Source organism: Acinetobacter terrae (assembly GCF_013004375.1).
In the GTDB taxonomy this organism is placed as follows: Bacteria; Pseudomonadota; Gammaproteobacteria; order Pseudomonadales; family Moraxellaceae; genus Acinetobacter; species Acinetobacter terrae.
In genome coordinates this window covers 1-12,584 of sequence record NZ_JABERI010000017.1, presented here as the reverse complement: position 1 = coordinate 12,584, position 12,584 = coordinate 1, and the positions used below count along the sequence as shown (strand labels likewise).

Here is a 12,584-nt window from a genome sequence, read left to right as displayed (position 1 = left end):
ATTGGAAGAATGATTTAAACGCCTGATTTTTTTGCAATCAGGTTATAAAGGAATAGGATAATGATGGCGCCGATCACCGAAGCAATAAAGCCTGCGGCAGAGTTTTCACCGTAGAGGCCGAGTAAACGTCCACCGTAAGTTGCCAATAAAGAACCTGCGATACCCAACAAAGTCGTAACAATAAATCCTGATTTATCATTTCCAGGATGAATAGCGCGTGCAATTAAACCCGCAATAAAACCGACCACGATCGCAACTATAAGTGACCACATATATCTTCTCCATTTATCGTTTGTTTATATACTTTCATTACGCTTTCATTTTTATAATTAATCATTTATAGAAAATGAAACAGTTGAGTCCTGCTAAAAACTGTTGTGTTTTTGTTCTTGTTGAAATGTGAATGATAAAAAAAGTGGCCTTCGGCCACTTTAAGTATCTTATGGGTCTTATAGACCAATTTCGCCAATAAATGGAATGTGGCGATATTTTTGGTCGAAGTCCAAGCCATAACCGACAATAAACTTGTCTTCCACTTCAAAGCCTAAAAACTTCACTTCAAGTTCAATTTCACGGCGTGAAGGTTTGCTGATTAAAGTACACAGTTCAATAGAGTTAGGATTACGCGTCGTTAAAATTTCTAGAACCTTGCTGAGGGTATTCCCTGAGTCAATAATATCTTCGATAATAAGAACATCTTTACCGCGAATTTCGCCGTCTAGGTCTTTTAAGATTTTGACATCACGTGTTGAAACTGTACCGCCACCGTAACTTGATACCGTCATAAAGTCGAGTTCATGCGGTTTGGTTATCGCACGACATAAATCAGCCATAAAAATGACTGAACCACGCAGTAAACCAATCAGCACAAGTTCTTTGTCACTATTGGCATAGTGAGCATCAATTTTTGCACCAAGCTCTTTGACTTTCGCGTGAATTTCTTCAGCTGAGATCATTACGCTCATATGAACGGTCATGGGTAGATACCTAAAAGCAAATCAAAAAATAAAAAAGGTGTTGACCAGCAACACCTCAAAAGATGTTTTAATTTTAATACATCTGCTCAAGAGATGCATCTTTTTTGCGGCTGAAAATGTAATCAGGCCTTGGTTTGTGGGGTATCACGCTTAAGCAACACAGTACAAGCCACACCTATTGCAACAAACAAAAATATCTTTTTATAGGATCTTTTTGTTGTCTTATTCTTTGACATATACTGGTTCTCCATAAATATAAGTCGCCTGAATATTACGGTCATCGCCCATGGTCATCAGTGCAAATAATGCATCTTCAATGCCTTTGGCGCGTTCTTGGCGCAGTGCCTGTAGTGCAGTGGCTTTTAAATCGAGCACAATAAAATCGGCTTCTTTACCCAGGTTAAAGTTACCCAGTTTATCGTCCAGATCTAAGGCTTTGGCTCCGCCCAATGTGGCGTGATACAAGGATTCAAATGCAGAGAGTTTATCACCCTGAAGTTGTTGTACTTTATAGGCTTCATTTAAGGTTTGCAGCTGGTTAAATGAAGTACCGGCACCAATGTCTGTACCCAAGCCAACTTTAACCTGCTTTTCCCAGGTTTTTTTCAAAGGAAATAAACCACTGCCCAAGAACAGATTTGAAGTTGGGCAAAAGGCAATCGCTGAGTTGGTCTGATGCATACAGTCCCATTCGGCATCTTCCAAATGCACGCAATGGGCAAATACCGAACGCTGCCCGGTTAAGCCATAATGATGATAAACATCCAAATAGCCTTTTTGTTCTGGAAATAAATCTTTCACCCACGCTATTTCGTTTTTATTTTCACTTAAATGGGTGTGTACATACACTTCAGGATATTCAGCTTTTAACTGTCCTGCTTTTGCAAGTTGTTCTGGTGTAGATGTGGGGGCGAAACGCGGAGTAATCGCATACAGGTTACGACCTTTGCCATGCCATTTTTCAATCAGTGCTTTAGAGTCATTATAAGAGCTTTCTGCTGTATCACACAGGTCATCAGGGGCATGACGGTCCATCATCACTTTGCCGGCAATTAAACGCATTTGATGCTGTTCAGCCGCTTCAAATAAGGCATTGACTGATTCAGCATGTACGCTACAAAAAACTAAGGCTGTGGTGGTACCATTTTTCAATAATTCCTGAACAAAAAATTGCGCAATTTTGTCGGCATAGGCTTTGTCTTTAAATTGCAATTCTGTAGGAAAGGTATAGGTGTCGAGCCATTCTAGCAGTTGTTCACCATAGGCACCGACCATCTCGGTTTGTGGGAAATGGATATGGGTATCGATGAATCCCGGCACAATCAGTTGCTCAGGATAATGTTCCAGCGGCATATCTTGATTCAGCAAATTTTGCCCCTCTTGCCATATCCCAAACCAGGTGATTTTTCCAGCGTGAGTGATGAGCAAACCATCTTCAATATAACGAATGGCTTGAGCAATATCGGAGGCTTGGGAAACGGTGTGTTGAATATCAAGAAAGCGACCACGAACGGCGCGTTGAGCCTGAATAGGAGACATGCAATAACCTTTTAATTTCTCATTTTTTCAATTGATTGTACCTGAAATATTTTGCTTAAACCCTCTCGCATCAGTTTTAAGTCCTCCCCTGTTCTATGGATCAAGCCTGATGTTTAGGCTTTGAAAAAGCAGCCGTAAATTGCAATATCGGGCATAAAAAAGCCTTCCATCTATGCGATGGAAGGCTGGATCATTTTATTTAAAGATTACAGTTGCTCTTGCTGCTTGTTATAGCGAATTGATAACCAAGCGGTAATCGCCAGTACAATCACAATAAAGCTGAGTGATATCCAGATGGGCATATGGAACACGTCGAGCATCAACATTTTAAAACCAATAAACAGCAAGATAATCCCGAGGCCATAGGGTAAGTAGTGCATTTTAGACGCAGCGCCTGCCAGTAAGAAGAACATGGCACGCAAACCCAAGATCGCCATGAGGTTGGCGGTCAAGACAATAAAGGGATCACTGGTGACCGCAAAAATAGCCGGAATGGAATCGACTGCGAAAATGACATCTGAGCCTTCAACCAAAATCAGTACCAGAAATAATGGCGTGGCCCATAACACACCGTTTTGACGCACAAAGAAGTTATGCCCATCTAGCTGAGGGGTAATACGCATATGTTTGCGTAACCACTTCAAGATAGCCATATCTTCAATATTGGGATTGTCTTCGTGGCCTCTAAGAAACTTAAAGCCGGTATAAACCAGGAAGGCACCGAAGATATAAAGCACCCAAGAGAATTCCTGAACGAACCATGCACCGATAAAAATAAACAGGGTGCGCAACACAATGGCGCCCAGTACCCCATAGAGCAAAATTTTACGTTGCAAGGCTGGAGGAATGGCAAAGGCAGCAAAAATCATCAACCAGACAAACACGTTATCAATCGCGAGTGATTTCTCTAACAGATAACCCGCAAAGTATTCCATGGTTTTTTGATTGGCTAAAGCAACACCCGCCGTTTGCTGCAAATACAGCCATAAAGCGCCAGCGAACAGGATGGACACACTGACCCAGGCAATGCTCCAATAGGCTGCTGACCTAATTTTAACGGGCTGGTCTTCTTTATTTTTGAAGCCAATAAAGTCGACGATGAGCATCACTGCCACCATCGCAAAAAATGCCAGATACAACCCAGGGTTGCCGATGGATTCCATAAAAAAATCTCCACACCCGACAACTGGTCATAAAAAAACCTTGACCTGTTGCCAGATGATTTAAACATCTGTGTCAACATGATCAAGGTCTTGCCTACATCTGAATATCCATATTTGGTAATTTCAGATGCTCAGATACCGACTTTTTGCAAAGTGTAATGACGATATTCTGACACGTCGGCTAGAATTACTTCTAAGGACGCTTGGAGGAGGCTACTCCCCTTGTTCAACTCAATTTTGTTTTGGATCTAATCCAAATATGGCGCAAGAATCGCATATTTATGTGAATTGTGCAAATTTTATCTAGTGACTTACATTTTAATAAAATCTTTACGTTGCACCAAAATGAATGCCAAGACTGTACCTACAACAGCAACCAAGCCACCCACGATTCCAATCTGACTTAAGCCATAACTTGCCGTGACCATTCCTCCTAATAATGCCCCGCCACCAATACCGACATTATAAAGGCCTGAATAAATCGCCATGGCGACATCGGTCGCATCCGATGCAAGGTTGAGTGTTTTGGCTTGTAGCGCCAAGCTAAAGCAAATAATACTCATGCCCCAAAATAAGCTAAGAATACTCAAACTGTTAAAACCTTGAGCGAGTGGCAGGAGCAGTAACATCGACATCGCTAATAAAGCACTGCTTAAAGGAATCGCAATTTTAGGATATTTATTGCCAAATTTACCAAACAGATAAGAGCCAATAAAACCGGCACCGCCGTAAATGAGTAATAAGCTGGTGGTCTGAGAAGAACTAAAATGGGCAATATTGAGGGTAAAGGGTTCGATATAACTATAAGCGGTAAATTGTGCCGTAATGATAATAATGGTTAAGGCAAATACGATCACCAAGCTCGGGCGTTTAAACAGGACACCAATACTTTTGAGGGAACCTGAATTGACGCTGGGCAGTTTGGGTAAGGTTTTTGCCAGTGTCAGACAAACGATAGCCGCACCAATAGCGATTAAAGCAAAAGTGTTGCGCCAGCCATACGCTTCACCAATCATGCGACCAAATGGAATCCCCAAGACCATCGCTAAAGCGGTACCTGTCGCCAGTAAACCCAGTGCCTGAAATTCTTTACCTTTAGGCGCAACACGTACTGCTAACGAGGCGGTAATAGACCAAAACAGTGCATGGGAAAATGCAATCCCGATTCTGCTGGCTAAAAGCACATTAAAATTCCAGGCGAAATAAGATAAGCCATGACTGAGAATAAATACGACAAATAAAGCAATCAGTAGAAAACGGCGTTCGACATTACGCGTCATCAGCATCATCGGTAATGAGATTGGCGCAACCACCCACGCATAGAGGGTAATCATGATGCCGACGTCAGTGGCGGGCATATTGAAACTGTTGCCAATATCACTCAGCAATGCCACGGGGATAAATTCGGTGGTATTAAAAATAAAGGCTGCAAAGGCTAAGGTAATGACACTGATCCATTGCCGTGTAGGATTAGGTGGAATTTCAGAAGATAAGGATGACATAGTCAGAGTATTTGAGAAGTAGCGCTAAATTTTAGGCTTAAACCTTAAAATTGTTAAGTTTAATCCTCAGTAGCAAAAGTGCTAACCATATATAGAGACAACAATAATCTTAAAATTATTCCGCTCTGCCCTTTTGCCAAGTCAGTTTTTGATAAAGATTCATCTATTCATGATGTGTTGAAATAAGTTATTTTTAAAGTATTCTAATTTCAATCAAGTAAAAAATTGAGGGATAGCGATGCAGTTTCAACATGATGATAATGGTCAAAAAGGCGAATTTTTTACTTTGAATGATTCAGGTCAACGGATTGCAGAAATCAGTTATATCTGGATAGGTGAGCATCAAATTATTGCCAATCATACTTGGGTAGATGATGTCTTGCGTGGACATGGCGTAGCACGCCAGTTGCTGGATGTTTTAGTGGAATTCGCACGTCAAAAAAGATTGAAAATTGTCCCAACCTGTTCATATGTCGATGTAATGTTTAAACGCGACAAAAGCTTTGCAGATGTTGTGGCTTAAGTTTGTCATGATTTAAAAAAGCCCAAAAAACTTGGGCTTTTATCATTTTGGAGCTTTATGTTTTTGAGCCAATTAAGCAAGATCGATAATCACCTTCATCGCATTCTCGTCTGCTGCATGTTTAAACACATCATAGGCTTTCTCAAATTCAGCAAATTTAAAGTGATGGCTGGCCAAGCGTTCTAAAGGTAATTTTCCAGAACAGCAGGTTTTTAGCAACATGCCTGTAGTATTGGTATTGACCAAACCTGTGGTGATGGTCAGGTTTTTAATCCAAAGCTTTTGCAGTTCAAAATTAACCGGCTTGCCATGTACACCGACATTGGCGATATGACCGCCTTCTTTTACCACGTTCTGGCATATATTCCATGTTGCCTCTGCACCCACTGCCTCTATCGCACAATCGACACCACGACCTTCGGTAATCTCTAGAATACGTGCGATTGCATCTTCCTTGCCTGAGTTAATGGTATGGGTGGCACCTAATTCTTTGGCAAGTGCGAGACGGTTATCATCCATATCCACCGCAATAATTTGCGCTGGTGAATAGAATTGCGAGGTCAGTAAGCAACCCATCCCGATCGGGCCTGTTCCCACAATTGCAATGCTATCGCCCGGTTTGACATCACCATATCGCACGCCAATTTCATGCGAGGTGGGCAATACATCCGATAAAAACACCGCGACATCTTCATTTAAACCTTCGGGTAAGGGATAAAGCGAGGTATCGGCAAAGGGCGTCCGTACATATTCTGCATGGGCACCATCAATCATGTAACCCATAATCCACCCACCTCCGTTACGGCAGTGAGCGTAGAGTTGTTTCTGACAATTTTCACAGGTCCCGCAGCGGCTGACACAGGAAATAATCACCCGATCGCCTTTTTTAACGTTCTTGACGGCCGAGCCGACTTCTTCAACGATACCAATACCTTCATGGCCTAAAATACGACCGTCAAATTTACCGGTCTTCTTCTTGGCCTCTTCCTGAATTTCGGGATTTTTACCTTTCCAGATGCCTAAATCGGTACCGCAAATGGTGGTTTTGGTGACTCGGATGACCGCATCGGTTGGATCAATAATCTGGGGAATGGGACGGTCTTCAAAACGGATATCATTTTCGCCGTAGTAGACCATTGCTTTCATTGTTGTCATCAGCTTATTCCTTTTTATTTCTTCTCTTTCACCCTATCGGGTGGATTTCCTCTTTAAATGATTGAAAGCATGACATTTAAATAGAGGAAAACTGAACGATGGAAGGAAAGAAGTTAATCATTGGCTCTGCTGTATTTATTAGGGGTTGAAGCATTGAGCATGAATACACAGAGTGTGCATCTCTAAGCTATCAACAGTAATTGATGAAGTCATTACGTGGACAGGTTTGCTTACATAATGATCTGGTTTAATGACGACTGAACTGGTTAAAGACAAAAAATTATCAATACGAACTTTTATTTCAGGTTATTTGGGGGGATGTTCTTATAAAAATGATTAAAAACTATGCCTGAAACTTGTTATGTCATTGTGATGTTTGGATGGGATTGGAATTTGGAGGATTTAGCTACTTAAATTTAATTGTGTAAGAAGATCAGCAGATATTGGGTTTTAAAAAAAATATAATTTAAATAATTACTTGAATAAATGTTATTCACACCAATTGAATAAAAAATATACATTTTTATTTGGGGTTGTTAATGAAGTTTAAGCAGAAATCTTTTAGGAAAATTCCTGATAGTTTGTCTCAGTTCGGAAAGGATTTTTTATTAGGTGTGAAGTTATCAACTTTAGAGGATAAACATATTGAAAAATTTTCAGATAAATTGAATTGGAAGGATGGATAGAGTTTTTTACCTAATAAAATAGGAAGATTTAGTAGAAGAAATGCAGATGGCAGAGAAATTATTCGTAAAGACTTGCCGAAAGAAAAAGTAACACGTTCTTTTTGGACTACTAGATCTCAGTTTGATGGTAGGGATAGTCGAACTACAGTTTCAGATTTTATTACTAGAACATATGAACGTTATCCAAGAGAAACTATTGCAGCACAGAATATTCCAGTTCTATGTATTGAGAATGATAAGGAACTATTTTTCTTTATAAAAATTGATCCTATTGATAGTGATGAATTATTTATACATAAAGTGAATTTAGCGCTTGAAGTCTTTGGTAGTGAATTAGATATCCATATTCCAGCTAAAGATGGTTTTGTGGCTTTGCCAACCAAAATGCATTTTGTTAATTGGGTCATTTTGCCGAAAGGTACAAAATTAGAAATGGAAGAAGCAATAAGGAAATCCTTATCACCAAAATTGAAGCCTTCAATTCGACCTGTGATAGAAAAAAGAATGTCTGAAATTCATAATTTTGGGCCTGATGAAATTGTATTAGGTTTTGGTGGGTACAAAGGTTATGTCGTTTATAACTTTCCATCTAAAGGAATATCAGTTTTAGAAAGTGATAATCCAAATAATGCAACATATGTATTTGAACACTCTAAGTGGAAAGATTTGTCCAAATTATCTAAAACAGAAATATTAGCTAATGATTTATTTAAAGAAAGAATTATTCATGACCAATCTTGGAAAGTTCAAGTTAATAAATTATTAGCCTAAAAAAAGCCCGCTTCGCGGGCTTCTTCATACTTCAATCTTACGCTTTCAACGCCGTAATCAACTTCTGATGTAATCCACCAAAACCGCCATTCGACATAATCACCACAGCATCGCCCTCACCTGCTTCACTGGCTACAGTTTTAATGATGTCATCTAGTGAGCGTGCAACAACTGCTTTGTTTGGTGCAGCGTCAATCACCGGTTGTAAATCCCAGTCCAGACCTTCAGGTTGATACCAAATCACTTCATCGGCCAAACGTGCAGAATGGGCCAAGCCATCTTTATGACTACCCATACGCATGGTGTTTGAACGCGGTTCAATAATCGCCCAAAGTTTACGTTCGCCTAAGCGTTTACGCGCGCCGTCCAGCGTCGTTTCAATCGCGGTTGGGTGATGTGCAAAGTCATCATAAACTTCAATACCTTTCACGGTATCAAGCAACTCCATACGGCGTTTTACACCACCGAAATTAGATAAAGCTTCACAAGCCGTTTCAATTGAAACGCCAACATGTTCAGCCGCAGCAATGGTTGCCAAGGCATTGGCAACAGAGTGCTGACCGGTCATGTTCCATTTAACGATGCCTTTAACCACGTCATTTTCTAACACTTTAAAGTGTGAGCCATCTGCAGATAGTTGTTCCGCAGAAAGTGATGCTTTTTCATTCGCATCCAATGAAGTGCGAACCACAGGTGTCCAGCAGCCCATTTCCAAAACTTCATCAATATTGGTTTCAGTAATCGGGGCAATAATACGCCCTTCACTTGGAATGGTACGTACCAGATGATGGAATTGTTTTTGAATCGCAGCCAAATCATCAAAGATATCAGCATGGTCAAATTCAAGGTTATTTAAAATGGCTGTTTTAGGATGGTAATGCACAAACTTGGAACGCTTGTCGAAGAAGGCTGAATCATATTCATCTGCTTCTACACAAAAGTATTTGCCGCCACCTAAACGTGCACTTTCACTAAAACCTAGCGGTACGCCACCAATCAAGAAACCAGGGTTTAATCCGGCTTGATCAAGCACCCAAGCAAGCATAGTTGTTGTGGTGGTTTTACCGTGTGTACCGGCAACACCTAAAACATGCTTACCTTGTAATACATGATCTGCCAAAAATTGTGGACCTGAAATATACGGTAAACCTTCATTCAGCATATATTCCACAGCATCAATGCCACGTTTCATGGCATTCCCGACAATCACCAAATCTGGATGTGGCTGCAAATGGCTACGGTCATAGCCTTGCATTAAGGTAATACCTGCATTTTCCAGTTGGGTCGACATGGGTGGATAGACGTTCGCATCTGAACCCGTCACCTTATGTCCTAAATCACGTGCTAATAATGCCAGCGAACCCATAAAGGTGCCACAGATACCCAAAATATGCAGATGCATTCGTTTTAACTCCACTGCTTTTTTGACACATCACGGTGTTGTTGGTGGTGTCATTATTGATTCAATTTGAAAGCAACGATATCAAGGGTTTTGCGGAAAAGATAGTCTTTCTTGTATCTATTCATAGGATTGCATCATGCGTTTTATATCGCTGTTATATGGGCATGGTTCGTTGGAAAAATCATGGATGAAATGACATGCTTTTTTACTGGAAAAACGTAAAATATTCACGATTATTCCAGATAAATTGACTATGTTCTTTCCGCTGCTACTTTTAATTATTTCTAACTGTTTTATGACCTTGGCTTGGTATGGTCATTTGAAGTTTTTACATGGTGCACCGCTTTGGCAAGCGATTTTATTTGGCTGGGTAGTTGCCCTACTCGAATACAGCTTTATGATTCCTGCCACTCGATTGCTTGCACAACAAGGCTGGGCGGTGGGACAAATGAAAATTACCCAAGAAGTGGTGACGTTGCTGGTGTTCGTGCCTTTTATGATTTTTCTGTTTAAGCAGCCTTTTAAACTGGATTATTTATGGGCAGGATTGTGTCTTTTAGGTTGTGTATATTTTGTCTTTCGTAGTCAATAAACTGACCACTCCACTGTTTTTATCTATTTCTATAAAAAATACTGAAAATATCAGCCTGCTTGAGCTGTTAAATTTTGGTGAGATGAAAAATCAGTCTATAATATCGGGCTTGTGATTCATTTAAAGCTTGGCATTTGTCGAGATTTATCCTTCCTTACATTCGTTTATGGAATATTTGCAATGAATGCGGCTGCTGCAGACACTCAACCTCTCGTTGGAATTATCATGGGTTCTCAATCTGATTGGGCAACTCTCGAACACACTGCCAATATGCTTAAACAACTTGGCGTCTCATTTGAAGCGGAAGTTGTTTCTGCGCATCGTACGCCAGACCGTTTATTCGAATATGCCGAAACAGCACGTGATCGTGGTATTCAGGTGATTATTGCCGGTGCCGGTGGCGCAGCGCATTTACCAGGTATGTGTGCAGCAAAAACTGATCTACCTGTATTAGGCGTTCCAGTAAAATCTTCAATCTTGAATGGTGTGGATTCATTGCTTTCAATCGTACAAATGCCTGCAGGTATTGCAGTGGGTACATTGGCGATTGGTCCTGCTGGTGCAACCAATGCAGCAATTATGGCAGCACAAATTTTAGGTTTAACACGTCCTGAAATTGCAAAAAATGTTGCTGAATTCCGTGCTGCGCAAACTGAAAAAGTGGCGAGCAAAAATATTCCGGGTCAAATCTAAAGCCAAGCTTAAAACGGGACACACGTTATGGATAAAACCATCGGTATTTTTGGTGGTGGTCAACTCGGCCGTATGATGGCACAAGCTGCCCTACCGCTGAATATTCAATGCACCTTCTTTGAAGCCAATACAGATTGCCCTTCCGCAGCGATGGGTCAAGTGATTTCGACTAAAGCTGAAAATGGTTTACAACAGTTCATCGAAAGCGCAGATGTTTTCAGCCTAGAGTTTGAAAATACACCGCTGGCAGATGTTGATGTTTTAACCAAGCAAAAAGAACTGCATCCGCCACGTCAGGCTTTGGCGACTGCGCAAAACCGTTTGCTTGAAAAAGCTTTATTCGATCAACTCGATATTCCTGTTGCGCCGTATAAAGCAGTCAATTCTTTAGACAGCTTAAAGGCTGCGGTTGCTGAATTAGGTTTACCGATTGTTTTAAAAACAGCCACGGGCGGTTATGACGGTAAAGGTCAATTCGTTCTTCGTACGACCGATCAAATTGAACAAGCGTGGATTGAACTCGGGCCTGCCGGTTCACTGATTGCTGAAAGTTTTGTGACGTTTTCGCGTGAAGTGTCGATTATTGCAGTGCGTGGTCAAAATGGTGATGTGAAAACTTGGCCATTGGCTGAAAACCACCATCACAATGGGATCCTGTCGCATTCGATTGTTCCTGCGCCTAACAGTGCAGATTTACAACCTGTGGCGCAAGACTACATCACTCGCCTGCTCAATCATTTGAATTATGTCGGTGTGTTGACGCTTGAGTTGTTTGTGACTGATAAAGGCTTGTATGCTAATGAGATGGCACCACGCGTGCATAACTCAGGTCACTGGTCAATTGAAGGCGCTGTATGCTCGCAGTTTGAAAACCACATTCGTGCAGTTGCAGGTTTACCCCTTGGTTCAACTGAAGTGGTTCGTCCAACAGTGATGGTGAACATTATTGGCAAACATCCAAAATCTGAAGATGTCCTGGCTTTAAATGGCGCACATTTACACCTGTATAATAAAACTGAACGTACAGGTCGTAAAATTGGTCATATCACGCTGATGCCAAACGATAGCGCTGAATTAACCACTTTATGCCGTCAATTGGCGAAAATCTTGCCAGAACCTTTGGCATTGACTCAAGATATGAGCATTTAATCCTTCGATTGAATGATAAAAAAGCGGTCATGCCAATGACCGCTTTTTTTATGCCTGAAGTTCGGGCATGATTGCGCCTCTTTCGAAGTGATGCACCGTTTATCGGAACAGAATAAAAAATAACTGTATGTAATTTGTACAATCATTTATAAATAGACTGCATAAAAAACAAACAAATAGAATCGTCCTGTATTTCAGTTTTACTGCTGTAAAACGATGCATAAATTTTTAAATTCAAAAGATAAAAAATAAATTCAAATTCATATGAATTTAAACTAGGGTATTTGAATTTAAAAAATATGAATTCAAAGTATTTTGTAAAAAATAGACCTCTTGCGAAAGTAAAAACCACCTCAATATAAATTTCATGAGATATCAGAAATTAAATCGTTTTTCAGATTCTGAATTCAAACGCTTGGTTGGCGTACCTCG

12 protein-coding genes and 1 pseudogene are annotated in these 12,584 nt (G+C 40.6%); 6 read left to right on the top strand and 7 right to left on the bottom strand.

The genetic code is table 11. From position 1 onward, the window contains the following. Positions 1–14 precede the first annotated feature (14 nt). From HLH14_RS08615 to HLH14_RS08595, 5 genes are all read right to left on the bottom strand, one after another. On the bottom strand, positions 15–272 hold the full coding sequence (locus HLH14_RS08615) for a GlsB/YeaQ/YmgE family stress response membrane protein (RefSeq protein ID WP_067723856.1): 258 nt from the start codon (positions 270–272) through the stop codon (positions 15–17). Between the two features lie 177 nt (positions 273–449). After that, positions 450–977 carry a hypoxanthine phosphoribosyltransferase gene (gene hpt, locus HLH14_RS08610; RefSeq protein ID WP_067723855.1) on the bottom strand — a complete coding sequence of 176 codons (528 nt, stop codon included), beginning with the start codon at positions 975–977 and terminating at the stop codon, positions 450–452. A 222-nt stretch (positions 978–1,199) separates the two neighbouring features. Then, positions 1,200–2,516 carry a guanine deaminase gene (gene guaD / locus HLH14_RS08605; RefSeq protein WP_171532924.1) on the bottom strand — a complete coding sequence of 439 codons (1,317 nt, stop codon included), beginning with the start codon at positions 2,514–2,516 and terminating at the stop codon, positions 1,200–1,202. A 206-nt stretch (positions 2,517–2,722) separates the two neighbouring features. Then, positions 2,723–3,679, bottom strand: coding sequence for a TerC family protein (locus HLH14_RS08600; RefSeq protein WP_171532923.1), 957 nt, complete (start codon positions 3,677–3,679; stop codon positions 2,723–2,725). Between the two features lie 311 nt (positions 3,680–3,990). Continuing rightward, entirely contained in the window at positions 3,991–5,181 is a 1,191-nt protein-coding gene (locus HLH14_RS08595) for a sugar transporter (protein ID WP_171532922.1), read from the bottom strand. Positions 5,182–5,289: 108 nt separating this feature from the next. On the opposite strand from HLH14_RS08595, the pseudogene HLH14_RS08590 reads away from it, so the two are divergent. Together HLH14_RS08590 and HLH14_RS08585 are read left to right on the top strand one after the other, a co-directional pair. Then, a pseudogene (locus tag HLH14_RS08590) lies at positions 5,290–5,367 on the top strand (GNAT family N-acetyltransferase); the annotation flags it as partial. A 52-nt stretch (positions 5,368–5,419) separates the two neighbouring features. Continuing rightward, entirely contained in the window at positions 5,420–5,704 is a 285-nt protein-coding gene (locus HLH14_RS08585; protein WP_171532921.1) for a GNAT family N-acetyltransferase, read from the top strand. Between the two features lie 72 nt (positions 5,705–5,776). Here HLH14_RS08585 and HLH14_RS08580 read toward each other — a convergent pair whose 3' ends face one another. Next, positions 5,777–6,859 (bottom strand): zinc-dependent alcohol dehydrogenase family protein, encoded by a 1,083-nt coding sequence (locus tag HLH14_RS08580; protein WP_171532920.1) that lies wholly within the window; start codon positions 6,857–6,859, stop codon positions 5,777–5,779. Positions 6,860–7,617: 758 nt separating this feature from the next. Here HLH14_RS08580 and HLH14_RS08575 point away from each other — a divergent pair. After that, positions 7,618–8,316: a hypothetical protein gene (locus HLH14_RS08575; protein ID WP_235940483.1), complete on the top strand. Its 699-nt coding sequence runs from the start codon at positions 7,618–7,620 to the stop codon at positions 8,314–8,316. 37 nt (positions 8,317–8,353) lie between these two features. Here HLH14_RS08575 and mpl read toward each other — a convergent pair whose 3' ends face one another. Then, on the bottom strand, positions 8,354–9,718 hold the full coding sequence (gene mpl, locus HLH14_RS08570; RefSeq protein ID WP_171532919.1) for a UDP-N-acetylmuramate:L-alanyl-gamma-D-glutamyl-meso-diaminopimelate ligase: 1,365 nt from the start codon (positions 9,716–9,718) through the stop codon (positions 8,354–8,356). Between the two features lie 253 nt (positions 9,719–9,971). Here mpl and HLH14_RS08565 point away from each other — a divergent pair, with 253 nt between their 5' ends. From HLH14_RS08565 to HLH14_RS08555, 3 genes are all read left to right on the top strand, one after another. Beyond that, entirely contained in the window at positions 9,972–10,310 is a 339-nt protein-coding gene (locus HLH14_RS08565) for a DMT family protein (protein WP_171532918.1), read from the top strand. Positions 10,311–10,490: 180 nt separating this feature from the next. Continuing rightward, a complete protein-coding gene (purE, locus tag HLH14_RS08560; protein ID WP_067723847.1) occupies positions 10,491–11,003 on the top strand; it encodes a 5-(carboxyamino)imidazole ribonucleotide mutase in 513 nt (170 codons plus the stop codon). 27 nt (positions 11,004–11,030) lie between these two features. Further along, positions 11,031–12,152: a 5-(carboxyamino)imidazole ribonucleotide synthase gene (locus HLH14_RS08555; RefSeq protein WP_171532917.1), complete on the top strand. Its 1,122-nt coding sequence runs from the start codon at positions 11,031–11,033 to the stop codon at positions 12,150–12,152. Positions 12,153–12,584: the final 432 nt, after the last annotated feature.

Coding starts and splice junctions, on each gene's coding strand:
- HLH14_RS08615 (WP_067723856.1), bottom strand. CDS start 272: ATGTGGTCACTTATAGTTGCGATCGTGGTCGGTTTTATTGCGGGTTTA.
- hpt (WP_067723855.1), bottom strand. CDS start 977: ATGACCGTTCATATGAGCGTAATGATCTCAGCTGAAGAAATTCACGCG.
- guaD (WP_171532924.1), bottom strand. CDS start 2,516: ATGTCTCCTATTCAGGCTCAACGCGCCGTTCGTGGTCGCTTTCTTGAT.
- HLH14_RS08600 (WP_171532923.1), bottom strand. CDS start 3,679: ATGGAATCCATCGGCAACCCTGGGTTGTATCTGGCATTTTTTGCGATG.
- HLH14_RS08595 (WP_171532922.1), bottom strand. CDS start 5,181: ATGTCATCCTTATCTTCTGAAATTCCACCTAATCCTACACGGCAATGG.
- HLH14_RS08585 (WP_171532921.1), top strand. CDS start 5,420: ATGCAGTTTCAACATGATGATAATGGTCAAAAAGGCGAATTTTTTACT.
- HLH14_RS08580 (WP_171532920.1), bottom strand. CDS start 6,859: ATGACAACAATGAAAGCAATGGTCTACTACGGCGAAAATGATATCCGT.
- mpl (WP_171532919.1), bottom strand. CDS start 9,718: ATGCATCTGCATATTTTGGGTATCTGTGGCACCTTTATGGGTTCGCTG.
- HLH14_RS08565 (WP_171532918.1), top strand. CDS start 9,972: ATGTTCTTTCCGCTGCTACTTTTAATTATTTCTAACTGTTTTATGACC.
- purE (WP_067723847.1), top strand. CDS start 10,491: ATGAATGCGGCTGCTGCAGACACTCAACCTCTCGTTGGAATTATCATG.
- HLH14_RS08555 (WP_171532917.1), top strand. CDS start 11,031: ATGGATAAAACCATCGGTATTTTTGGTGGTGGTCAACTCGGCCGTATG.